The following is a 25,682-nucleotide window of genomic DNA, read 5'->3' as shown; positions in this document are numbered from 1 at the left end:
ATCTTACGTGGAAGGTCATCGTCTTTGTCGGTTACAGTTACTGTTGAGCCATTTGTAACGACTTTGTTTTCTTCACCTTTAGAGTCTTTCTCACCAACATTTGTCACTTCCACTGTGCCATCATGTTTGACTTGGAAAGTGATGTCCGTTACTTTGAGGTAACCAGTTGGAGCGGCTTCCTCATGGAAGGTGTAAGTACCTGGGGCCAAGCTCAATTCTTTAGACTTACCAGCTTCTGATGTCCAGCTTTCTACGGCTGTGCCTTCTGCCTTATCGCCCTTGTAGATCTTGATTTGAGCGCCTGCGATTTCTGTTCCACCAAGGCTAACCTTGCTGAAGGTAATCTTACGTGGAAGGTCATCATCTTTATCAGTTACAGTTACAGTTGAACCGTTTGTGGCAACTTTGTTGTCTTCACCCTTAGAGTCTTTCTCACCAACGTTTGTCACTTCCACTGTGCCATCATGTTTGACTTGGAAAGTGATGTCGGTTACTTTGAGGTATCCGGTTGGAGCGGCTTCCTCATGGAAGGTGTAAGTACCTGGTGCCAAGTTGAGGTCTTTAGACTTACCAGCTTCTGAAGTCCAGCTTTCTACGGCTGTACCTTCTGCCTTGTCGCCCTTGTAGATCTTGATTTGTGCACCAGCGATTTCTGTTCCACCAAGGCTAACTTTACTGAAAGTAATGGCTTTTGGACTATCATCGTCTTTATCCGTTACTGTAACAGTTGAGCCGTTGGTTACGACCTTGTTGTCTTCACCCTTAGAGTCTTTTTCACCAACGTTGGTTACTTCTACTGTTCCGTCAGTTTTCACTTTGAAAGTAATATCTGTTACTTTGAGGTAACCAGTTGGAGCGGCTTCCTCATGGAAAGTATAAGTACCTGGTGCTAAGTTGAGATCTTTAGACTTACCAGCTTCAGATGTCCAGCTTTCTACGGCTGTGCCTTCTGCCTTGTCGCCCTTGTAGATCTTGATTTGAGCTCCTGCAATTTCTGCACCACCAAGGTTAACTTTACTGAAAGTAATGGCTTTTGGACTATCATCGTCTTTATCCGTTACTGTAACAGTTGAGCCGTTGGTTACGACCTTGTTGTCTTCACCCTTAGAGTCTTTTTCACCAACGTTGGTCACTTCCACTGTGCCGTCATGTTTGACTTGGAAAGTGATGTCCGTTACTTTGAGGTAACCGGTTGGAGCGGCTTCCTCATGGAAAGTATAAGTACCTGGTGCTAAGCTCAATTCTTTAGACTTACCAGCTTCAGATGTCCAGCTTTCTACGGCTGTGCCTTCTGCCTTATCGCCCTTGTAGATCTTGATTTGTGCTCCTGCAATTTCTGTACCACCAAGGTTAACCTTACTAAAGGTAATCTTACGTGGACTATCGTCATCTTTATCAGTGACTTTGATTGTTGAACCATCGGTTACGACTGTATTGTCCTCGCCTTTAGCATCCTTAGTACCAACATTCGTCACTTTAACTGTTCCATCATAGTTAACTTGGAAAGTGATATCCGTTACTTTGAGGTATCCAGTTGGGGCTGCTTCCTCATGGAAGGTGTAAGTACCTGGGGCCAAGCTCAATTCTTTAGACTTACCAGCTTCTGAAGTCCAGCTTTCTACAGCTGTGCCTTCTGCCTTATCGCCTTTGAAGATCTTGATTTGTGCTCCTGCGATTTCAACCCCACCAAGACTAATTTTACTGAACGTGATTTTACGAGCTACATCGTCATCTTTATCAGTAACTGTCAGAGTTGAATTTTGAGCTACAACACGATTGTCTTCACCTTTAGAATCTTTTTCACCTACTTTTGTCACTTCAACAGTACCGTTAGGTTTAACTTGGAAAGTGATATCCGTTACTTTGAGGTAACCAGTTGGGGCTGCTTCCTCATGGAAAGTGTAGATGCCTGGTTCAAGATTCAGTTGCTTAGGTTGGTCAGTTGAAGTCCAGCTTTCTACAGCTGTACCTTCAGCTTTTTCGCCCTTGTAGATCTTAATCTGTGCACCAGCGATTTCATTTCCTCCAAGGTTTACCTTACTGAAGGTAATTGGTTTTGGACTAGTATCCTCTTTATCGGTAATAGTCAGAACTGGACCAGCTGCAAGAACAGTGTCATCAGCTCCCTTATTCTTAATAGTGATAGAACCGTCAGCATTAACAGTAAAAGTAATATCTCCTACAATTTGATATCCCTCTGGAGCATCGAACTCTCTTAGAGTGTAGGTCCCTGGTGCCAGCTTAATCACTTTAGAAGTGTCAGCTACAGTAGTCCAGTCTGCAACAGGTGCCTCTTCAAGATTGACTGTATCTCCACTATAGATTTTCAGTTCCGCTCCTGGGATTTCTTTCCCATTTGGATCCACCTTTTTGAAAGTAATCTCTTTCTCAGTTGGATTCTTCGGAGGTGTCTTCTTATTTTCAATTCGACGTTCTACAGATTTGTCTGAACCAAACTCATCTGGAGAAATTTTAATATCTTCAGTTAATTTGTCATAGCCAAGAGGAGCAGTTACTTCACGAATTGTATAGTTGTCTCGCAACAATTTGCCTACACTAGCGTTACCATCAGAATCTGTTGTCAATCGTCCAACAACAGCTTGGTTACGATCACGAATCACTTCAAAAACTGCACCTTGCAATGGTTGGCCTGCTTCGTCTACCTTATGAATTTTAATGGTGAAAACATATCCTTCCGCAACACCACCTGCAATCTGGTAGGTACGTGTGCTGGTTGATTGTTCATTCTCACTGCCATTGTAGCTCATGTTGGCTACGTTCGTGATTTCCTCACCATCGACTAGATCATAATTCGCTTTAGCTCGATACTCGATCATATAACCAAAACCATTAGTATCTCCTAAAGGAAGGGTGAAACCATCACCATTCGCATTTACCACTAGTTGGTTTTTAAAGGTTTCGGTCATATCCTGAGCATTAGTCCATTTCCAGTCTCCGTTATTCCAACTCCAATCTACTTTGTAAATACGAAAAGTATCTGGTAGGAAGGTCATATTTGGAGAAGAGAAAGCATCTTTGATAGTGACATCACTGTAGTTCGCCATATTGCGGTTTACAGTAATGTTATAACGGATTACATTTTTCTCGTCGTCCTTGTATTGGAAGGAACTCTTTTCAATTTTAGAGTCGTATTTCCCTGGAGGACCGTTATAACGGATTTTCCCTGCAAATAGAACTCTATGTCCTACAGTAATATTGACATCAACGTCTTTTTCTTCTGAAACAACATCATGGTCAACTCGAACATAGACAAAGAATTTCCCCCTAACGCCAGAATTATTCTCAACAAACTTTGTGTAAGTTAGAGTAATCGTTTTGCTAGTGGCATCTAGATGTCCAGTAGCTACAAGATTGTTAGAAGCATCTCGTAATTCAATGTCTGAAGAGTTTGAAAATGCAATCTCTGATGGCAATTGAAGTGTTGTTGTATCACCTTCATGCACCGTATTATCTGGCAACACGAAATCAGCCGTAAGACGGAATTCTTGCCAAATATCCAATCCTTGCGTTAATGCTTCACCAGATTTGTTCTCAACACCAACACTAGTGATCACATCATTATACTCTGTCGCATGTACTTGCGTCAGAGGGGCAAATGATTGGAGAATAACTCCCAAACAAAGAATAAGGATCTGAATCCAAGATCTTATTTTCTTGTTCATTTAATCTTCCTTTCTTATAATATTCAGTTGTAAATGTACAATGTAATAGTAAACTAAATGATTGTCCCCAACTAATCACCATTCTCCTTTTTCAAGCGAAAATTATTAGCCACATTACATCCACATTTTATCATACTATGAAGAAAAAGGCTAGAACTATCAAGCAAATTTTTATAAAAAAAATCCAATTTTTTCTTACAGGTTGAAATCGACTTTTTCACATCCGTATATTAACCGCTTTGTGTCTTTTCTTCTCCTATCATCGAAACAAAATCTGGTATATTTTACCGCCATTTTTTAAAAAATAAGTTTACCTCGTTTTGGATACCAGATATTGTTTTTATCATTTTGGTTATCTGATTTCATAAACGTTAAATTGCTCTTTAGAGAATACTTCTACCCATTAAAAAGACCAGGTTTCCCTGGTCTTTCTGAGATACATTTAGAAGAAATACTGATTCATTCTAGTCTTCTTTTTTACCTTTAGTGGCCACTAGACCTGCACTCAAACCAAGAAGAGCTAAACCTGCTGCTAGAGCTGCTTGACTTTCTGCACTTCCTGTATTTGGTAACTGTTCTTCTTGAACATGACTAGCTTCACTTGAAGCAATTTCTTTTGTATCTGCTTTTTCTGATACTTGTGGTTTTGTAGATTCTTGAGGTACTGGTTTAGTTGTTTCACTAGCCGTACCAACTTCTACAATGCGATCTTGAGCCATGACTTTATCATAGCTTTCTTTTTCAGTTCGCTTGCCATTTTCAACTTCGATCAAGTGAACACGGATACCTTTTTGACCTTCTTGGAGAATACGAGTTTGACCCGCTGGAAGCTGATCATTCTTTTGTTCCTGAACCTTGAAATCAATTGTTTCTTCTTCGATTACAAGTTCTGGTCTGTTAAGGACAAGATTCTTCACTTCGTCTTCTGGAAGAGAAGTTCCTGGTTTTGTTCCAACCAAGACGATGCGGTCTGTCGGTGCCTCTACCACTTCACGGAGTTTTTCTTCCTTACTTCCACTAGGATTAACCGCTGTGAAGATCCGTTCCTTACCAACTTTTCCTTCTTGTTCTACACGAGTTTCACCTAGATACAGTGTTGAATCCTTTTTCTCAACTGTCTTGTAGGCCAAATCTTTTTCAACAAATTCGAGTTTTGGAAGTTCCTCTTGTACAGCAGCAACAGTCTTCTCAGAAACTGGTTTTTCCTTAGTCAACTGGATACGGTATTCCTTGACTTGTTTTCCACTTTCTGAAACAAGGCGAACAAGTACTGGAAGGCTATCGTCTCCGCTATCTACAACTGTTGAAGCTACTTGATTGCTTTCTTCGACTGAGACTTTTGGACGTTGACCTTTATAGGTGATTTGATAGTCTTGACGATCTTCAGCGAAGTCAGGAAGTTCTTTTCCATCCACAAGAATCTTCGATTGCGTACTTTCTTGAGGTAATTCACTCGGTGCAAGGAAGGTCATCTCAATCATCGCAACACCGCTCTTGTCTGCTTTACGCTCCATACGCCATCTCATGGCTTTGGCTTTGACAGCTTTAAATGTTACGTTGATTTCATCACCAGCTGCGATGTCTTTATCCGCACGATAAGGCACAGCTTCCCAATTTTCTGGATTGTTGAATGGATGGCCTGCGTCGTAGGCTTGATAGTTTGAATAGTAGGTAGGAACTTCAAAGTCTGGGCCAATATAGCGTTCCAAAACGAGTTTAGATGGGGCATCCGTACCACTATCTGCAAAGAAATGAAGTTTGGCTTGCGCTACAGTCCGTTCTACAATCTTACCATTTTCACGGAAGATCACACCTGCTGATACTTCTGGATTAGAAGATGGTGTTGGAGACCAGTTTGTCCAACGACGATTTTCTGAATGATTTCCGTCATTGAGATAGTCCACACGGTCATGGGAGTTTCTATCAATGTCGTTAGTGGCTGAAGCAAAGGCGCGGTTACTATTTTCATCATACTCTGGGTTATTTGAAAGAGCTTCACCAAGTTTGTCTGTCACTCGTACAGTGAACTCAGCAACAAGATCACTACCAAGGACACGACCTCGAACAGTAAATTGGCCTGCTTTAGTCAGATTTTCTGCTGGAACTTCTTCCCATTCCACTGCCAAGTCTTTTGTTTCGTAACCGTCTTTACCTGTGAAGTAAACAGGAACCTTAGTTGGCAATTCAAGTGGTTGCCCTACTTGTAGCAAGCGAGCTTGTTTGACCGCAGCAACTGGTTTACGAGAGAGCAAGTCTTTATTGCTTGTAAAGTGTAGACGGTATTCTCCTAGGATGTCGCCATTTTCAGCTTTCGCGATAACACGAACTGGCTCACCTTCACGAACACTTGGAACGACGGTAGCGAGACCATTGTTGCTAACACTTGCTGTTACTGCAGGAACTTTTCCATCTACAGACTCAAGATAGTAGTCTGTCAAATCAGGGTTGAAGTTTGCTAAGTCTTTACCGTCAACTTGGATTCTCGTTTGTCCTTGTTTGGCTGCTGCGACTTGTTTTGCAAAGATTTGTACTTCTGTGATAGACGTTCCTTTCTTGCTATCAAGTCGAACCATACGAATGCGAACCGCATAGGTCTCAACTTTATCAAAGCTGAAATGATTCATTTCTCCAGCTTTTAATTGAGCTGGTGCTTTGAGATTGCTTACCTCTTTCCAGTTTGCAGGATCATTAAAGGCATGGTTTTCCTCACCTACAAAGCTAGGGTTTTTAGGGGCTGTTGGAACGGTCTTACCGACATAATATTCAATCACATAAGACTTCGGTACACCAACTCCATGGTCTTCGTGGAATCCGACACTTAGATTATCAACTGAACGTTTGCTCAAAATACCTGAATCTCCGAATAGGACACCAACTGAAGCTTCTGGATTAGTACGGTTCCAGTTTGTCCAACGGTTAGCTGGGCGGTCATTAAAGGAAATCAATTTATCGTTGACGTTTGAAACAGGATCAGTTGGATTTGAGTCTGAAGCAAAGGCAAGTGGCAATTCTGAACCGGTCCATTGGTCAGAAATATTTGCTCCCTTCTCAGTTTGAGCAGATACGCGAACATGAAGTTTAGTTGTTAATTGCGTACCTTCTAGGCGACCATTAACTGTAAAGACACCTTCCTTGGCGTATTGGTCTGGACGAATCGTATCCCATGTAACCTTAGCTGATGAAACGTGACCATTTGAATCGTAGGTGCGAACACTTTCTGGTAATTGCGGCGCTTCTGCAATTGGAGTTGTCACACTGACTTCTTCAACTGAAACGATGCCTTCTACAGATACTTTAGCACGCGCTTCAAGATCCAGACCTTCAACTTTACCTAGAACTTCAAAGGTTTGATAGTGGTCGAGTTTTTCTTTTGGAATGGCTTGCCAAGTGACTTTGTGGGCTTTAGGGAAACCTTTGTCGTACTCAACTGTTACTGTTGCTGGAAGACTTGGTTCCTGATGCAAGTCTGTGACTACGTTTACAGGACGGATAGATTGCGCAACCTTCTTCTCAGTGTTGGCCTGAATCGTGAGATTGATTTGACCTGAAGCCCCCTCATATTCTGCTTTGAGAGTGACTGTTCCTGGCTTATGTAACTCAAGCATTCCTTTACGAACCGCGACTTCCCCTTCACCAATTGTAGAGAAGGTCACTTTATCAGCTGGTAAAACTGCTTGTGTTCCGTCTTGATAGTGAGCGAGTACAGACAATTTCACTGTTTGGTCTTCTTTAAGACCGTCAGCTTGCTCTACTTGTAAGCTCAAGTGGTCAATTTTCGGTGCTTCTTCAAGGAATTGAATTGCATAGGTTTGAAGAGGTCCACCATCTTTTGGTTGAACATAGATGCTTGCACGCATGTCGTTTGCTGCACTTGCTTGGACTACAGTAACATCCGCATTTTCAGCACTTGCTACAACTTCTGGCAAGGATGCACCGTAAGCAAGAGTTCGATATTGCATTGGATTTTGAGTAGTAAGACCAGTGACAGATTCGCCACCAACAGTTACAGTTGGTACTGCAGGAGCCGCAGGATTACCTTCTTCTACCACAAGGGTAGCGTGAATAGTCTCACCACCCAGTTGACCAGTCATTTGAATACGTGATCCTGCAACTGACAGTTTAGCTTTATCTGCTTCCGCAATCTCCCACTTATCAACTTCGTATTCTTGTACGCTTCCATCCGTAACAGCAATAGAAACGTATTTGTCAACAGCGCTCAAGTCTGTTCCTGGAGCAACACGCTTAACAGTTGGAAGCTCATTTGCGATTGCTAGAATTTCGACACGGGCCTCAACTTCGCGTCCGTCTGCCATACCTTTAACAGTCACAACTCCTGCTTGGCTCACATCAACTGAAGACCAAGTGACTGGACGTTTTTCACGACTGCCATCACTGTAGATAAAACCGACTGTCTTCGGCATTTTTGGCTCTTTCTCAATAACAGTACGTACTTTTGGTACTTCTGTACCTAAAACAGTTTTTTCTTGTCCTTCTTTCTTACCTGTAAAGACAGTGACTTGGTCCGATTTCAAGAGATCAGAGTGGGCAGTAAGGGTGAATTTACCTGCTTGCTCAGTTGATTTAACAATGGCAACCCCTTTACCGTTAAAGGCTCTGCGGATCCAAGAACCATCAGGTTGTGCCTTGTAGCGTTCACGGCTGGCTTGTTCCCCATTATCAACACCAACCAGTTGACCTTGTCCATGCAATTGGAAACGAACCAAATTATTGGCAGTTGGTACCACATTTCCTTGGCTGTCTACGATTTCATAGTAGATGTAAGTCAAGTCTTTTCCATCTGCAGCGATTGCGTGTTCTTCCTTGATGAGACGAACACCTGCAGGTTGACCTGCAGTGGTAATCTTGTCACGTGCAATTTCTTTACCAGCTTCATCACGAGCTACTGCTTCTAAGGTACCTGGTTGGTAAGCAACCTTCCACTCAAGATAGAGTTCCTTAGCATTGGCACCTTCTTGGTAGGTACGACCATCACTAGTTTGTTTTTTGTTGAACTTTTTAACACCGAGAGATTGACCGTTCAAGAACAATTCAACACTTGCAGCATTAGAGTAAGCGCGAACTGGAATCTTTCCTTGTGCATCTTCTACTTTAGAGGCCAAGTCTCTATTCTCCCAGTTCCAGTGAGGAAGAAGGTGAACCATTGGTTTCTTCTTGACAGAAACCCATTGGCTTTGGTAGAGGTAGAAGTCATGTTTTGGAATACCCGCTGTATCTACGATACCAAAGTAAGAGCTCTTAACGGGAGTTTGGTTTTGGTTGTGCCATGGTGTAGGTTCACCGATATAGTCCGTACCTGTCCAGATAAACTGTCCAGCATAGCCAGCGTTGTCACGATCAAACGTCCATGAATCTGTTGCCGTTTTACCCCAGCCAACTCGGTCATTACCATAGTCAGACTGTTCGTAATGACGCTCAGGTCCGTTACTATGTTTCAATTCCTGTTCAGGGCGATAGTAACTTCCACGTGTACGGGTAGCTGAAGATGTTTCGGAACCGTAAATCAACCAGTTTGGATGTTTCGCACGAAGTTTCTTGTAGTTGTCTTCTGAATAGTTGAAACCAACTGCATCCAGTTCATTAGCAATTTTCTCATGATCACCGCTACCATCACCAAAGCGGAACTTATCTGCTCCCATGGTAACATAACGTGTAGTATCAACATCTTTAATCACTTTTACTAAGCGTTTAACCGTTGCAAGAGAGTGAGCATTACCGTTAGCTTCACCGATTTCATTCCCTATAGACCACATGAAGACAGCTGGGTTGTTTTTATCTCTTTCGACCATGGTACGAAGATCATAGTCAGACCATTTTTCACCTTTTCTAGCTTCTGGGTGAGTAGCGTCTTTTTCAAAGAAACGTCCGTAGTCATAAGGTTTCTTGCCATTATACCACGTATCAAAGGCCTCTTCCTGAACGAGCAAACCAAGTTCTGCTGCGATTTGCAAGGTCTGTGGACTTGCAGGGTTATGAGTTGTACGGATGGCGTTAACGCCCATCTCCTTCATTTGTTTGAGACGACGGTATTCTGCCTTATAGTTTTCTTCTGCTCCAAGCGCTCCGTGGTCATGGTGCAAGGAAACACCATGGAATTTAATGCGTTCACCATTCAAAGAGAAACCTTCATTTGGAGTCCAATGATAGTAACGGTAACCAAACAAATCTTTCTTAGCATCAACCAATTGACCGTCACGGTAAACACGCGTAATCAATTCGTACAAGGCAGGTTTATCATTTAAAACGGTCCAGAGTTTTGGTTGTTCAACTTCTAAAATCGCATCAAGACTTGTTGATTCATGTGCTTTCAAGGTACGGCTCGCTGTACGAACCAAGCCTGTTACAGCCTGACCACCACGTTCAACGATTTGATACTCTGCCACCAGTTCATGGTCTTTATCGTCTGTATTGACAATCTTGCTGGCTACATGAGTTTCAACCTTGCCATGTTGCTGTTCTTTAAGTTTTGGTGTTAAGATGGTTGTCCCATTTTTCTCAACATGAACCTTATCTGTCACTTGCAAGGTCACATCACGGTAGATACCACTACCTGAGTACCAACGGCTACTTGGCTGTTTGTTAACCGCATGGACAGCAATCACATTCTCACGACCATCTTTGTGAAGGTATTTGGTGATATCGTATGAGAACTGGTTATATCCATTTGGATAATGCCCCACTAACTGGCCATTGACATAGACTTGAGAGTCCATATAGACACCATCAAAAGTGACACGAACATTTTTCTTGAGATCTTTTTCATCAAGTTTAAAGGTCTTGCGATACCAAGCTTCACCACCATTGAGCTGTCCACCCTCGTTTTGGGCAGGTGACTGATGGTCAAAATCGTTAAAGATACTCCAGTCGTGTGGGAGATCCAATTTTTGCCATGTTGATACATCTGCATCTGATTTCACAGCTTCTTTAGGATTCGCATTGAGTTTAAAGTGCCAATTTTGATTAAAATTCACTTTTCTATCTTCAATCATTTGATTCACTTCTTCATTTGTCGCAGCTTTCAACTCTTCCTTGACAGGCTTTTCTTGACTTGAAGCTTGAGATTCTACCTTTGGTGCTGTTTCTTCAGGTTTTAGAGATGCTTTCTCCTCTTTTGGAGCTACAGGTTCCTCTTCTTTCTTCTCTGGTTTGCTTGCTTCAATTGGAGCAGCTTGACTTTGGTCGACACTTGCAGCATCCTTGTGCTCTGCTACAGTTTGATCTTCTTTTTCCTCCACTGCCGGACTTTCCTCTTTTGCTTGTTCCACAGTGTGGGTGATAGGAGTTTCATCCGCGAAAACTGGTGGTTCTCCAATGACACTTCCTCCAAATAGAACCGCACAGGTTCCAATCATGACAGAGCAAGCGCCTACGGCAAACTTACGAATGCTGTAGACTCTTTTACGATTCCAATGGCCTTTTTCCATAAAATCCTCCTTTAGTAACCGCTTCCATTTATTTGTAAGCGTATTACTTTTTCATAGCCTTTTACCCTTATTTTATAAAATAATATAGGAAATTTCAATGCCCTAAACACAAAAAATCATATTTTTGATTGTTTTTTCTAAAATTTGTAGAAGATTCAAAAAACGTGAATATAGATTTAGAACAAAAAAACAAACATTTTTTGTCACTCAGTAAAATATCATAAAAAAGTTCCTTACAAAAGGAACCTTTTTTACTTATAATTAAAAGTCTCCCCTGCCAACTTATCGGCTAGCTTGGGAAAGAGGGTATAAAACTTATGGGCTAGATTCAACAAAACTGGGAGATTGAGTTCCCGTTTGTTTTTTTCCTATGATTTTGACAATTTTTCTAGCGACTACATCTGGTTCTAAGAGAAATCGGTCAACAGACTTGAGGTAGCTCCCATCTGACGTCAAATGAGGATTTCCATTAGCAAAGCGTTCTGGGAAAATCTGATACCACACGGTATTTGAAACCCAACTAGGAACCTGACATCCATCAATTTCGTGAACATAAGGAAGTTTAAAGCCATTTCCTTCAGCATCCAAGTTTTCTTGAGTATGTTCCTTATCTACATAAAAATACCCTTACCCTCTTTATCAAGGAGTTCAAAGAGATACTGAATGCGTAAAAAATCAACCGAGACTGTAATCTGCCAATAGTCAAATAGGGCATCTGAGGTTACTTTGGTCATTTCTTTCTTGGCTTCATACTTATCCTCAATGAAAATAAAGGGATCTCCATAGTGTAAGATAACCTTCTGGACATCATTTATCTTGGTTCTAATTCGGATATGTAGCTGATCTTCCTTGTAAAGATATGCATACTCTGATTCTGGTCTATGATAAATAGCTGTTAATTCCATCATTTGTCTCCTAAATAATCTATCATCAACAAAAACGCAAACGTTTTCATAATTAACAGAACTAGTATACTATTTTAGCTGTTTATTTGCAAATTTTATACCAGTTTTACGATAGATATATAAGATGGACAAGGGTAAAATTGAGTAGACTCTTTTTGAGCTTTAAAAAGAGAGTTTCCATGAACTGAAAAACTCTCTCATCATTACGAATCAGATGATTAAAATAAAAGCTATCTGATATCTTTAATCTTCTAAAATGAAAATTTCTTCAACATGTAGTCGTAGCAACCTTGCAATTTTCATTGCTAGTTCAAGTGTAGGATTGTACTTGTCATTCTCTATAGCAATTATGGTTTGTCGACTAACGCCTAATATTCTTGCCATATCTTCCTGACGTAGTCCCTCAGACTTTCTTAACTGTTTGATGTTATTTTTCATACAGCATTAGTCTTTCTGAAAAAAATAAACGCCAACAGCCAATACTACGATAACAGTGACAACTGCTAGAATGACTCCTTGAACAAGTTTATTTGGTTCTTTATACTCTTCATCACCAGCAATCATATTGCGTTTTATTGCGGTTTGAGCAAATCCTTGCACACTTACAGATAAGATCAAAATTAAGCAAGGAAGCATTTCAAGTTTGCCACCAACAACAAGTGCTTGATAGATATTAAATCCTGTCCATGCACATAAACCCAAAAGCGCTGTTTTATAGCCCCACTCCTCAGAACGCAACTGAATATCTCTGTCCATTTCATCCATCTTTTTCATGGCTTTGTTCCTCCAAATTTTTGTAATAATGTCAAGAGCTCTTTACATTTCTTATTATACTCTAAATCGATAAAATGTCAAGATATTTTAACATTTTTACTTTTTTTATTTTCTTCATCTATTCTAAGAATATTCCTAACTCCAATTTACAGTCTAATCAATCTGACAAAGGGCAAGTTCTTTTAATCCTATTTTATCTTGACTTCATAAGCTTCGGCTATAGATATACTTTCAGTTATGTTAGACTCGAAGTTTATCCTCTCTTTTCTGCTTTCTTATCTCTATTTATACCTTAAATGGGCTTAATCGTTATAAACTGCCTGTTTATCATGTGGTATTTTTCTACAAATTAGCAACCGAAAAAAATAAAAAGCCATTCCTCAAGGGAACAGCCTTTTCACTTATAATTAAAGGTTTCCCCAGCCAACTTATCTGCTAACTTGGGAAAGAGGGTATAAAACTTATGGGCTAGATTCAGTAAGAGCGGAAGATTGATTTCACGTTTGTTTTTGCCTATGGTCTTAACAATCTTTTGCGCGACAGCATCTGGTTCCAATAGAAAACGGTCGACCGATTTGAGGTAGGTCCCATCTGGGTCTGCCTGGTCAAAAAATCCTGTACGGATAGGTCCTGGATTAACCGTCGTTACATAGACACCATAGGGCATCAGTTCGAGACGCAGAGCGTTTGAAAATCCAATAGCCGCAAACTTGGTCGCTGAGTAGAGACTGGACTTACTAGTCGCTATCAAACCTGCCATGCTGACGATATTGATGATGTGGCCTTTTCGGCTTTCCTTCATGCGAGCTCCAAGACGACGAGACAGATTCATCAGAGCAAAGGTATTGACCTCAAACATCTGGTGAATGTCTTGATCAGAGATCTTGTCGAAATCTTCAAAAATTCCATAGCCAGCATTGTTAATCAAGACATCAATCTTGCCATAACGGAGATAGAGGTCAGCTACCAGAGCTTCTAGGGCTGAGTCATCAGTAATATCGATTTCAATCCATTCTACATGAGGATGCTTTGCATATAGTTGGGCTAGTTTTTCCTTGTTTCTACCTAGTAAGATGAGTTGGTCATTTGGCAAGAGTTTGACCATTTCTTGGGCTAAGCCACCGCTTGCCCCAGTGATGATGATGGTACGCATCTCTATTCCTTTCAAAGTTTTGATCAATTTAATGAAATCTTTTTCCAGCTAAATAATGAGCATAGGCTTGATCAATGACAGGAGCAAACAGATGATAATCCTCCCAGCTACCTAAAAATTCTAAAGGCAAGTCATATAAGTCATTGACTACAAATTCGGAATAATCATCCATATACTGATGTTCATAATAGTCATTTACAAAAGCCTGAAAATCCTTTGTAATATCCATTGTTCCCAGTTTACCATCGCACCAGTCTAAAAGATAATCAACACCCAAAGTTTGCTCGTTTTTTACACTTTGGAATACCGTTTCTTCATCAGGAAACATCAATTCTTTTGCATCATGCAGGATGAGCCAAGTAACGAAAAAACCGATATGATTCGCAGCCCAACGATAAATCTCCCGATAATCTTTTTGAGTTAACTCTTCTTTTTGTAATGAATAGCTGTGCAAGTAGTTGGTTAAGGCATTCTCAAAATACCAATCCGCTTTATCCAATAAACGATTTTCAACAGTCATCTTAATTCCCTCTCAACGAACTGTAACATTATAACTCAACCTCTTCCAAGTCTTTGACGACATGGACATTCTCAAAAATACTAGCTGCATCTTTCTTAAGCTGACTAATATCCTTTGATAGGAAGCGGGCACTGATATGGTTGAGCAAGAGGCGCTTAGCACTGGCTTCTGCTGCTACTTGTGCTGCCTGCATATTGGTTGAGTGACCGTGATTGCGAGCAATTTTTTCATCTCCCTTGCCATAAGTCGACTCATGGACAAGGACATCGGCATTGACAGCTAAACGCACACTAGCATTGGTTTTACGGGTGTCACCCAGAATGGTGATAATCTTACCTGGACGGGGAGCTGAGATATAGTCTGCTGCCTTGATTTCAGTTCCATCTTCGAGAACAACGTCCTGGCCGTTTTTGATCTTTCCAAAAAGCGGACCAAATGGAACACCAGCAGCCTTAAGTTTTTCAGCATCCAAGGTCCCTTCTAGATCCTTTTGCATGACACGATAACCAACGCAGAAAATAGTGTGGTCCAGCTCCTCTGCATACACAGTGAATTTATCGGTCTCAAAGATTTTCCCTAGAGAATCTTGGTCAAACTCATGAAAATGAATGCGGTAAGGCAGACGAGAGCCTGACACACGAAGGCTGGTTAAGACAAATGACTTGATTCCTTGCGGTCCATAGATGTCCAAATCTGTCTGCTCTTCATTGGCCTGAAAAGCACGGCTAGAGAGAAATCCTGGCAATCCAAAGATGTGGTCTCCATGCAGGTGGGTGATAAAGATTTTGCTGACCTTCCGTGGTCGAATCGTGGTTTCCAGAATGCGATTTTGCGTTCCTTCTCCACAGTCAAAGAGCCAAACTTCGTTAATCTCATCCAAGAGTTTCAGGGCGAGACTTGAAACGTTGCGGGCTTTAGAGGGCTGACCGGCCCCTGTTCCTAAAAATTGAATATCCATTCGATACTTTCTAATTAATCAATATATAACATAGCTGTGCGATTTTCCGATCGGAAATAGCGACTGCCAGAAAAAGCAACAGCTTCTTGCAGTAAATCCTCTTGGCTGTAGCCTTTGAGACGCTTGCGACCATCTGCTAAACTTTCTAAATCAGTCAAAGCTGTGAGATTCTTCACACTAACAACTTCTTCATCTCCGACAGGCTTCATGTAAATCTTTCCAGACTCCTCAAAGACTAGTTGATGGGGGAAAATTTGCGCAATCTCAAAAAGTAAGTCATCCGAGATTTCCTCTTCATTTTCAGAGAAAATTCGCCCCAAGCCCTCACTCTCATAGCAAAATCCAAAAGATTTACCAGACAGATTAAGACGAATAAAAGGCTTATTTTCAAAGGTGAAACTTGGCTCAGCATTGTAGAGATTCAGTTCATGACTGAGTTCTGCAAAGTAATCTGTCGCAGCTTGAGGGCTCTTTTTCTGGTAGAGTTCAGCAAAGTAGGCATTGACGACACTCGGAGGAGGTGTGATAAGTGCCAACTGCTCCTGCTCTGTTTTGCCAGCTAGAAGTTGATCCAGATAGACCTTATCCAAGCTTGTATAACCTCCATATTTTAGAGCCAACGTTTTAATGTCAGTCATAAAATTCCTCTAACCTCCATTTATTTTTCTCGGAAATGTAGCCTGTAATCACTTCTTCATCATCTTGATAGTCCCGCTCTTCCAGAATCGCCACACTTTCTAGATCATGAATCTTGTAAGACTTTGAAAAAGGCACGCGCAGGGTAAATCTCTCAAAAATATCCTTGATTTTCTCTAAAAATAAAGCCTGCAACTGCTCACGACTATCCTCAGACTTGGCAGAAATGAGGGCATACGGCGTTTGAGTAGGCGTGAAATCCTCCACCAAATCCGCTTTATTATAAAGGGGCAGACGAGGAATATCCTCCATATCCAAGTCTTTCATGATAGACAGAACCGTTTTTTCATGCTCCTCGTGGTAAGGATTGCTGGCATCGATGACATGCACCAGAAGGTCTACATGCTTACTTTCTTCCAAGGTTGACTTGAAACTGGACACCAACTCTGTCGGCAAATCTTGGATAAAACCCACGGTATCTGTCAAAGTTACTTGGAGATTGCCTCCCAGATGGATACTCTTAGTCGTCGCATCCAGGGTCGCAAACAGCTCATCTGCTTCATACTGAGTCTTGCTGGTCAAGGTGTTCATGATGGTTGATTTCCCAGCATTGGTGTAGCCAATTAAGCCAATCTTAAAGGTACTCGACTCCAGACGTTTTTCTCTGACTGTCGCCCGATTTTTCTCAACCACCTTGAGCTGGCGCTCGATATCTGTAATTTGATTACGAACACTACGACGGTTCAGTTCCAGCTGGCTTTCACCAGGTCCACGGGAACCAATTCCCCCAGCCTGACGACTGAGCATGATTCCTTGACCAACCAAGCGAGGCAAGAGATATTTGAGCTGGGCCAGGTGGACTTGGAGTTTCCCTTCATGGCTTCGAGCCCGCATAGCAAAGATATCCAAAATCAACTGCATACGGTCAATCACCTTGACACCCAGAACTTCTTCTAGATTGACATTTTGCCGTTGTGTCAGACGATTATTGACGATGACAGTAGTAATTTCTTCTGCATCCACCATTCGCGCAATCTCTTCCAACTTACCAGAACCGACAAAGGTCTTGGAGTCATACTTTTCCCGTTTTTGCCTGTAACTACCTACTACGACTGCTCCAGCAGTCTTAGCCAGACTGGCCAATTCTTCCATGGAGAGGTCAAAATTGTCCATGCCCTGCAATTCCACACCGATGAGCAGGACCCGTTCCTCTTTTTTCTCCGTTTCAATCATTTAAAAACTCCTCAATCTGGCTTAGAATGCGGTCCTTCACGCCAGACTCTCCGATCTGATAAAAGGTCACCTGCATGCGATTACGGAACCAGGTCAGCTGACGCTTAGCAAAACGACGCGTTGCCTGTTTGAGACTCTCGCTGGCTTCCTCGAGTGTCTGCTCCCCACGAAAATAAGGAAAAAGTTCCTTATAGCCAATGCCTTTGGCAGCCTGCACATCTGGATAATGGTCAAAAAGCCACTTAGCCTCATCCAAAAGTCCAGCCTCAAACATCAAATCCACTCGGTGGTTGATACGCTCATAGAGTTGACTGCGTTCATCATCTAAGCAGATAATCAGTGGTTCATAAGGACTTTCTTGATTTTCCAAATCCTGACCAAAATGGACGATTTCCAAGGCACGCATGGCACGACGACGGTTAAACTGGGGAATTTCAAGGCCTGCTTGCTTCACGAGATGGACTAATTCCTCATCTGAATAAGGCTCCAAGCTAGCCCGATAAGCTACAATCTCCTCATGAGGTGTTTCCCCACCTAGATGGTAGCCTTCTAACAAGCTCTGGATATAAAGCCCAGTGCCACCAGCGATAATGGCTAGCTTGCCACGGCTTTGAATATCCTCAATAGCCTTCTTAGCTTCTGAAACAAAATCAAAAGCCGAGTAAGACTCGGTCACCTCTCTGACATCAATCAAATGATGAGGAACAGATGCTTGCTCCTCTGGGCTAGCCTTGGCCGTCCCAATATCCAATCCTCTGTATACTTGCTGACTGTCACCACTGATCACCTCTCCACCAAAGCGCTTGGCCACTTCAATAGCAAGGGCTGTTTTCCCAACAGCAGTCGGTCCAACAATCACAATTATTTTTGTTTTCATCTTTTTTCCTTGAAAAATTCCCATTTTTTCGTTACTATTATTATATCACAAAAAGGTCGGTCAGAAAAATGCTACCTCTTGAGGAGCCTGGCTGATCGGGAAGATAAAGGAGGAAGACTCATGGCTAAAGGATTCGCTAAAGGTCTTGTAACAGGTGTCGCAGGAACTGTCGCTGCCGTTGCAGGTGCAGTATACGCAATTAAAAAGAAAGTGATTGAGCCAGAAGAGCAAAAAGCAGCTTTCATCGAAGAAAATCGTAAAAAAGCGGCTCGCCGTCGCGTATCACATTAAGCAACAAAAGAAGTTGAGAAATCTCAACTTCTTTTTATTTTCTTTTATACTCAATGAAAATCAAAGAGCAAACTAGGAAGCTAGCCGCAGGCTGTACTTGAGTACGGTAAGGCGACGCTGACGTGGTTTGAATTTGATTTTCGAAGAGTATTAAATAGCCAAATCAAACTTCAGTTGTGGCTTGACTGGATCATAGTCAACCAACTCAAAGTCTTCGACTTTGATATCAAAGAAATTAGTCCCATCAGGAACATTTAAAACCAAGCGTGGTTGGCAGTTTGACGGCTCACGACGAAGCAATTCCTCTGCTTGTTCAAACTGATTATCATAGATATGAAGGTTGTTGATAAAATAGAAAAACTTCCCAACCTTCCAGCCGAAATGCTTGGCAATCATCATCTGTAGAGCCACATACTGCATAGCATTAATGTGGTGAGCAACCAGCATATCATTCGAGCGCTGGGTCAAAGTCGCATCCAGATAGATGTCCCCATCAACTCGACGGACATCAAACATAGTCTGGAAAGCACATGGAAGGAGGCCGTCTGTCTCCTCAAAAGCCTCGTAATCCCAGAGCGAGATGATATTGCGACGATTCCAAGGGTTAGCTTCCAACTGCTTGAGAATCTTGTTAATGATGTCGTGTTTCTTAACGACCGCCCCATAGCGTTCACCGATGGTTCCTGTCTCTCCCACTTCCCAGTCATTCCAGTAGTGAACATTGTACTTGTCATTGAGCACTTCTAGGCTATTAGACTGATCTTGATAAATCCAGAGTACTTCCTTGATGGCGGATTTGATAGCAATCGGGCGCAAGGTTGTGATGGGAAATTCCCCCTTGGCCAAGTCGTACTCAGCAAAGGCACCCGTTATGTACTTGGAGTTGGCAACAGTCCCATCCTTGTACTTGGGACGTGCTTGTTCAGAAAAGACGCCGTCTTTGAGGATTCGTTCAATATTTTCTTTAAAAATCGTATCTGCTTTTGTCATTTACTCTCACCTTATTTATTGTCCTAACTAGTATAGCATAAAAAAAGAAAGGAGGAAAATCACTGGCTTTAAAGTAGTGTTTTTCCTCCTTTTATGATCTTATTGCAATACAAGTGATGCTGCTCCGATAACTCCAGCGTCATTTCCTAGAGTTGCGAGAGCTAATTTAGTTGATGTGCGTACTTGTGGGAAGGTATTTTCGTCATAGACCTTTTGCACACCTTGGAGAAGGAATTCTCCTGCAGCTGATACACCACCACCGATGACGATTGTTGAAGGGTTGAGGATGGAGCCGATATTGGCACAAGCGATTCCCAAGTAACGTGAGAAGTTACGGTAAACGATCAGGGCAAGATCGTCTCCTTCTTTTGCAAGATCAAAAACAGTTTTAGCAGTTACTTCTTCTCCATCGTCGATCAAGCGTTTCAAAGTCGCATCGCCTTCGTATTCATCAGCGTAACGACGTGTCAAGTTGACAATCCCTGTTGCAGAAGCAACTGTCTCAAGACAGCCTTTCTTACCGCAAGTACATGCGATCGGTTGGTCAAAGTCAACAGTGATGTGACCAAGCTCTCCTGCTGCACCAGCAACACCGTGAAGCAATTTGCCTTCTGCCACGATACCGCCACCAACACCTGTACCAAGTGTCATAAAGACAACGTCTGGTTGGTTTTCACCAGCCCCCATCCAGCGCTCACCAAGAGCAGCTACGTTGGCATCATTATCAATGAAGAATGGAATCCCCAAGGCTTTTTCAATCTTTTCTTTAATTGGTTGAAGGGTTTTCCAGTTGAGGTTGTAGGCACCGATAACAGTCCCTTTTTCACGGTCAACCACACCAGGTGATCCCATCCCAATACCTCGGAAATCCGTAGCTGACAATCCAAGCAAGTCCAAACGATGCTGAATAGACTCAATCATATCATCTACAATGTGGCTTCCTTCGTCCAAAATGTTGGTCTTGATAGACCATTTTTCTTGGATTTCTCCTTCTTGAGTTAAAATCGCAAACTTGATAGATGTTCCACCAAGGTCAATCCCAATAATCTTTTGACTCATCGTCTTCTCCTTTTTAATTGAAAATGCTTACAGATATAGTATAACAAAATCGTCTCTTTTGTGCAAAGGTTTGCAGGCTACAAGCCAAAATTAAAACATCTCATTTGCTTCACTATTTGTAAAAATTAGTCACCTAAATGTTGAATGGCATAGTTTGCTTCTTCTTTGGTAAATTTGTCAATACTAGGAGAAGTTAGCCTGTTATAAATTCGCGTTTTTGAGAGATTGCTATATTTTCGGTATTCCCTTGCTGTAGCTAAGGCATTCGCCTTATAGTCTGCTTTCAAATGATTGATAGCATATTGTGCAGTGTCACTATTAAAACCTTTAAAAATTAATAGATCATAAATTCCTTTTTTTGACAAATGGATATTATTATAACCTTGTGCTTTCTTTAAAGCTGCTGCATATTGATTCCCGTCTGCTGGTTTTGGTTGCCAGACACCATCGTATCCTACATAGTAACGACCACCATCTACCCATTTATCCCTTACCATTTTGCCTTCAGAATCAACATAGTAACGACCGCCATCTACCCATTCATTCTTGGCCATCTTACCATCCGATTTATAATAATAAGCTCCTACCCATTTATTGCGAGGATAGTTGCCTTCTGATGGTAGATTAAGTTTTTGAATAGCATAGTTGGCTTCTTCTTTGGTAAATTTGTCAATACTAGGAGAGGTCAGCTTTCTATATATTTCTGACCTAGATGAACTACCATATTTTAAATGTTCCCTTGCTGTAGCTAAGGCATTCGCCTTATAGTCTGCTTTCAAATGATTGATAGCATATTGTGCAGTGTCACTATTAAAACCTTTAAAAATTAATAGATCATAAATTCCTTTTTTTGACAAATGGATATTATTATAACCTTGTGCTTTCTTTAAAGCTGCTGCATATTGATTCCCGTCTGCTGGTTTTGGTTGCCAGACACCATCGTAGCCTACATAGTAACGGCCACCATCTACCCATTTATCCGTTACCATATAACCTTCAGAATCAACATAGTAACGACCGCCATCTACCCATTCATTCTTGGCCATCTTACCGTCTGATTTGAGATAATATTTACCTATCCATTTGTTGCGAGCGTAGCTGCCGTCTGCTGTTAGATAATAATAGGATCCATAGTTTTTATCATAAATCCATTCACTTTTTACCTTTTTTCCATCAGAATCAACATAATAACGACCACCATCTACCCATTCATTTTTAGCTCTCTTTCCATCTGATTTGAGGTAGTAATTTCCTACCCAGCCAGACTGAACTTTAGATTGTGATTTATCCTGTTTAGGAGTTGTTTCTTTAGTTTTTTCAGCCGGTTTTGGTGCTGGTGTTTTTGGTTTCTCAGCAGGTTTTTGTGCTGGTTTCGGTGCTGGTGTTTTTGGTTTCTCAGCAGGTTTTTGAGCTGGCGTTTTCGGTTTCTCAGCTGGTTTTGGTGCTGGCTTTGGCGCTGGTTTTGGTTGCCACACACCATCGTCTCCTACATAATAACGACCACCATCTACCCATTCATTTTTGGCCATCTTACCATCTGATTTTAGATAGTAATTACCTACCCATTTGTTGCGAGCGTAGCTGCCTTCTGCTGTTAGATAATAATAGGATCCATAGTTTTTGTCATAAATCCACTCAGCTTTAGCCATCTTACCATCTGATTTAAGATAGTAATTGCCTACCCATGTGTTGCGAGCGTAGCTGCCTTCTCCTGTTAAATAATAGTATGACCCATAGTTATTGTCATAAATCCATTCATTTTTAGCTCTTTTCCCGTCTGATTTTAGATAGTAATTACCTACCCATGCGTTTCGAGCGTAGCTACCTTCTGCGGTTAGATAATAATAGGATCCATAGTTTTTATCATAAATCCATTCACTCTTAGCCATTTTACCATCTGATTTAAGATAGTAATTGCCTACCCAAGCATTTTGGACATAGTTTCCCGAAGCATTTAGATAGAAATAAGAATTAGCTTTTTTATCAAAAATCCACTTATTTATAACTTTAGTACCATTTTGATAGTACGATGAGCCTACCCAACCAGACTGAGCTGTAGATTTGGACTTATCCTCTTTAGGACTTGTATTTTTAGGTTTCTCAGCAGGTTTTTGAGCTGGTGTTTTCGGTTTCTCAGCTGGTTTCGGCGCTGGCTTTGGCGCTGGTTTTGGTTCTGGTTTCGGTGCTGGTGTTTTTGGTTTCTCAGCAGGATTTTGCGCTGGTGTTTTTGATTTTTCAGCTTGATTTGGCGCCGAAGTTGTATTCTCTTTTACAACCTTACCATTTTTAGATGCATCCTTTTCTTGAGCAGAAACATGCTGAGCCGAAAAAGGAAAGTCTCCAGTTGTATCTGATAATGCAATAAGTCCCAGTGTTGCAGTTGCTAAGCTGGTTACTAAAATTTTTTTTGATTTTTTCATAAAAATCTCCATTATTTTTATTGATTTATACTTATAGTATACCATATATTTAATTTTGCTTTCAAATCAAATATTAAATATTAACAAATAAATCTAAAACTTAATTGAAAAATCCATAGTTATATCACTTCCAACTCATACAATTTTCTCACTGCGTTACAGCCATAGATAGTTTCCGCTTGGTTCAAGTCTGCCAAAGTCAGAACTTTTTCCTCTACCTGTCCTGTTTCTAGCAAATGCTGGCGGTAGATTCCTGGTAAAATTCCTTGACTGATGGGTGGTGTGTAGAGTTTACCATTAATTTTTAAGACCAGATTTCCAATAGAGGTTTCAAGCAATTCTCCTGCTACATTATAGTAAATGATTTCCTGTTCCCCTAGACTTAAGTGTGGTCTATTAGTTGTTTTAAAGTAGGTAAAGGATTGATTCAAATCTGTTTCTTGCAGACAAAGTTTGGCTTTGCAGAAGCTTGGACTGAGGGGTGTTAAGATTTGGCGGCTGAGTTCTATCTCTCCAGACTTGCTGAGGGTAATTCGCAAGCGGTAGTCTTGGTGGGAATCACAAGCTTGACACTCTTCCTCTATCTTTTGTCTCAGTTCTTCTGGATCAAAAGGAAAGGCAAAATAACGACTCGCCTTTGTCAGTCTTTCCAGATGTTGATCTTCAAAAAGCAGTTGTTTTTGGCTGATTTTCCCAGTTGTAATCAATTGGAAACGTGCTTGTTTACGATAGAGAACAGCTGCTTTTTGATGAACTTCTCGGTATTCAGATTCCCAAGTACTATCCCAAGTAATGCCACCACCCACTCCATATATGGCTTTCCCTTGATGCAGTTGAATGGTCCGAATGGCGACATTGAAAATCCGTCGTCCATTTGGAAGCAAGAGACCAATCGTTCCGCAGTAAACTCCTCTGGGTTGAGGCTCCAAGTTCTTGATGATTTCCATGGTCGCAATTTTCGGTGCTCCTGTGATGGAACCACATGGAAAGAGCGAACGGAAGATTTCAACTAGGTCAACATCCGGTCGTAACTGACTCTTAATGGTCGAAGTCATTTGCCAAACGGTTGAATACTGCTCCACTTGGCAAAGACGCTCCACGTGCTCACTCCCCACCTCAGAAATACGGTTCATATCGTTGCGCAAGAGATCTACAATCATCATATTCTCTGAGCGATTTTTAGGATCCTGTTCTAGCCAACTAGCTTGGGCAAGGTCTTCTTGGTCGGTCAACCCGCGCTGGGTCGTCCCCTTCATTGGGCGAGTCGTTAATTCCCGGTCAATTTGCTCAAAAAAGAGCTCTGGGCTCATGGAAATCACTGCCATCTCGTCATGTTCTACATAAGCATTGTAGCCCGCCTCCTGTTCTACCACCATACGATTGTAGATGGCAAAAGGATTGGCACTTAAGTCCTGCTTGAGTTGGACGGTGTAGTTGACCTGGTAGGTGTCCCCTTGACGCAAATGATGGTGAATCTGGGCAATAGCCTTTTCATAATTTTCTGCAGATGTTTCTTCTTGCCACTTTGAAGGCAAATCAACTTCCTCATAAGTCAGAGGAGTAGGCGATGTTTCTACCCTATCATGAACTGTAAAATATAGCAGATACTCTGCCAGTAAAGGAGCTTTATGAACTGCTAGTTTCTCCTCAAATGCAGGTGCAGCCTCGTAGCTGACATAGCCCACGACATAATAGCCCTGCTCTTGGTAGCTTTCCACTTGTGCCAGCAGGTCCGTCACTTCTGCTAAATCTCTCGTTTTTAACTCTTTGATAGGCTGAGTGAAGGTGTATCTCTCCCCCAAAGCCCTAAAATCAATCACTGTTTTTCTATGCATATCTTAAGTATAGCACAAAAAAGCCGACCTAGAACAGCTAAATCTAGCTTTGTTTACTGATTTCTATAACAAAAAATCTTCTCTAAATTGCTTTTTTCTACTTTTGGCAATTCTCCATCAGATAGCACCCCTTCTTCTTGTAAATACTGGTCTTATTTGGAGCACTTTACACAAAATTCGGCAAAAGACAGAGGAAGTAATGGTATAGATACCATTACTTCCTCTGTCTTTTGCTTTTCTTCTTTTACTACAGAATAATTTCACGACTTTCTGATAGAATCTTCTGGATAATGCGCACGCGCACCTCCGATTAGTTTGGGACGACTAGCTAGAGCCGTTACATGGGCATGACCAATTTCTCTCAAAAGAGGGCGAATCGGAACCTGAACATGCTTGACATGCATGCCAATTGCAGTGTCTCCGATATCCAATCCAGCATGGGCCTTGATAAATTCAACCTCAACAGGATCCTGCATAAACTTGAAGGCTGCCAACTGACCCGAACCTCCTGCATGAAGTGTAGGAAGGACACTAACAATCTCCAAACCAAACTGCTCTGCCACCTGACGTTCAACAACGAGAGCTCGATTGACATGTTCACAACCTTGAACGGCTAGATGAATTGCTTTTCCCTCTAGGATAGCTAGAATGGTTTTCACAATGATTTCCCCAATTTCTTGACTGGATTCCTTACCAATCTGACCACCCATCACCTCACTAGAAGAAAGGCCCAAAACAAAGATAGCTCCTTGCTTCAAATTAGCCTTTTCTAATACATCTTCTACAATCTGGCTTGTTGCTCTTTGAATGTCTTTTTCCTTCATACTTGATACCTCTTTTGTCACTATCTATCATATCTTTTTTTACTGATTTTATCAAGGCCAACTAATCATTCTGAATTTTAAA

Annotated in this window: 16 protein-coding genes and 2 pseudogenes; 1 reads left to right on the top strand and 17 read right to left on the bottom strand. The window is 41.5% G+C overall.

Features of this window, described 5'->3' with window-relative positions; translation table 11 throughout:
• The 12 genes and pseudogenes from MK395_RS10160 to miaA form a co-directional block, all read right to left on the bottom strand.
• A partial coding sequence (locus MK395_RS10160) for a SpaA isopeptide-forming pilin-related protein (protein ID WP_268711809.1) occupies positions 1–3,683 on the bottom strand: 3,683 nt, incomplete at its 3' end.
• Between the two features lie 464 nt (positions 3,684–4,147).
• On the bottom strand, positions 4,148–11,125 hold the full coding sequence (gene bgaA / locus MK395_RS10155; protein ID WP_268711808.1) for an LPXTG-anchored adhesin/beta-galactosidase BgaA: 6,978 nt from the start codon (positions 11,123–11,125) through the stop codon (positions 4,148–4,150).
• 251 nt (positions 11,126–11,376) lie between these two features.
• Positions 11,377–11,572 (bottom strand): annotated as a pseudogene (locus tag MK395_RS10150) (SDR family NAD(P)-dependent oxidoreductase); the annotation flags it as partial.
• Positions 11,564–12,030, bottom strand: a pseudogene (locus MK395_RS10145) (alpha amylase N-terminal ig-like domain-containing protein); the annotation flags it as partial. The pseudogenes MK395_RS10145 and MK395_RS10150, both read right to left, overlap by 9 nt.
• Positions 12,031–12,273: 243 nt before the next feature.
• Complete coding sequence (locus MK395_RS10140; protein WP_006150191.1) at positions 12,274–12,468, bottom strand: helix-turn-helix transcriptional regulator; 195 nt, start codon at positions 12,466–12,468, stop codon at positions 12,274–12,276.
• Positions 12,469–12,474: 6 nt separating this feature from the next.
• A complete protein-coding gene (locus MK395_RS10135; protein ID WP_004252308.1) occupies positions 12,475–12,804 on the bottom strand; it encodes a hypothetical protein in 330 nt (109 codons plus the stop codon).
• A gap of 397 nt (positions 12,805–13,201) precedes the next feature.
• On the bottom strand, positions 13,202–13,957 hold the full coding sequence (locus tag MK395_RS10130; protein WP_268711807.1) for an SDR family NAD(P)-dependent oxidoreductase: 756 nt from the start codon (positions 13,955–13,957) through the stop codon (positions 13,202–13,204).
• Between the two features lie 28 nt (positions 13,958–13,985).
• Entirely contained in the window at positions 13,986–14,477 is a 492-nt protein-coding gene (locus MK395_RS10125; protein ID WP_049479826.1) for a DUF7832 domain-containing protein, read from the bottom strand.
• 28 nt (positions 14,478–14,505) lie between these two features.
• A complete protein-coding gene (gene rnz, locus MK395_RS10120) occupies positions 14,506–15,435 on the bottom strand; it encodes a ribonuclease Z (RefSeq protein WP_000354317.1) in 930 nt (309 codons plus the stop codon).
• Between the two features lie 14 nt (positions 15,436–15,449).
• A complete protein-coding gene (locus MK395_RS10115) occupies positions 15,450–16,073 on the bottom strand; it encodes a cystathionine beta-lyase (protein ID WP_125418236.1) in 624 nt (207 codons plus the stop codon).
• Entirely contained in the window at positions 16,066–17,304 is a 1,239-nt protein-coding gene (gene hflX, locus MK395_RS10110) for a GTPase HflX (RefSeq protein ID WP_268711806.1), read from the bottom strand. Before hflX ends, MK395_RS10115 begins: the two co-directional genes overlap by 8 nt.
• Positions 17,297–18,181, bottom strand: a complete 885-nt coding sequence (gene miaA, locus MK395_RS10105; protein ID WP_268711805.1) for a tRNA (adenosine(37)-N6)-dimethylallyltransferase MiaA — start codon at positions 18,179–18,181, stop codon at positions 17,297–17,299. The genes hflX and miaA overlap by 8 nt, the downstream gene beginning before the upstream one ends.
• A gap of 120 nt (positions 18,182–18,301) precedes the next feature.
• Between miaA and MK395_RS10100 the strand changes: the two genes are divergently transcribed.
• Positions 18,302–18,472, top strand: a complete 171-nt coding sequence (locus MK395_RS10100; RefSeq protein WP_001051782.1) for a DUF3042 family protein — start codon at positions 18,302–18,304, stop codon at positions 18,470–18,472.
• A gap of 150 nt (positions 18,473–18,622) precedes the next feature.
• Here the strand turns inward: MK395_RS10100 and MK395_RS10095 are convergent, their stop codons facing one another.
• The 5 genes from MK395_RS10095 to MK395_RS10075 form a co-directional block, all read right to left on the bottom strand.
• On the bottom strand, positions 18,623–19,462 hold the full coding sequence (locus MK395_RS10095) for a thymidylate synthase (RefSeq protein WP_268711804.1): 840 nt from the start codon (positions 19,460–19,462) through the stop codon (positions 18,623–18,625).
• Positions 19,463–19,561: 99 nt separating this feature from the next.
• On the bottom strand, positions 19,562–20,521 hold the full coding sequence (locus MK395_RS10090) for an ROK family glucokinase (RefSeq protein WP_268711803.1): 960 nt from the start codon (positions 20,519–20,521) through the stop codon (positions 19,562–19,564).
• A gap of 125 nt (positions 20,522–20,646) precedes the next feature.
• The gene (locus tag MK395_RS10085; RefSeq protein WP_268711802.1) at positions 20,647–22,941 is read right to left on the bottom strand and encodes an Ltp family lipoprotein; all 2,295 of its coding nucleotides are present in this window, start codon (positions 22,939–22,941) and stop codon (positions 20,647–20,649) included.
• A gap of 119 nt (positions 22,942–23,060) precedes the next feature.
• Positions 23,061–24,776 carry an aminodeoxychorismate synthase component I gene (gene pabB, locus MK395_RS10080; protein WP_268711801.1) on the bottom strand — a complete coding sequence of 572 codons (1,716 nt, stop codon included), beginning with the start codon at positions 24,774–24,776 and terminating at the stop codon, positions 23,061–23,063.
• 260 nt (positions 24,777–25,036) lie between these two features.
• Positions 25,037–25,600: a TIGR01440 family protein gene (locus tag MK395_RS10075; protein WP_268711800.1), complete on the bottom strand. Its 564-nt coding sequence runs from the start codon at positions 25,598–25,600 to the stop codon at positions 25,037–25,039.
• Positions 25,601–25,682: the final 82 nt, after the last annotated feature.

It is taken from the genome of Streptococcus oralis (assembly GCF_026782085.1).
Lineage (GTDB): Bacteria > Bacillota > Bacilli > Lactobacillales > Streptococcaceae > Streptococcus > Streptococcus oralis_DA.
This window is presented reverse-complemented; position numbering and strand designations above follow the sequence as displayed.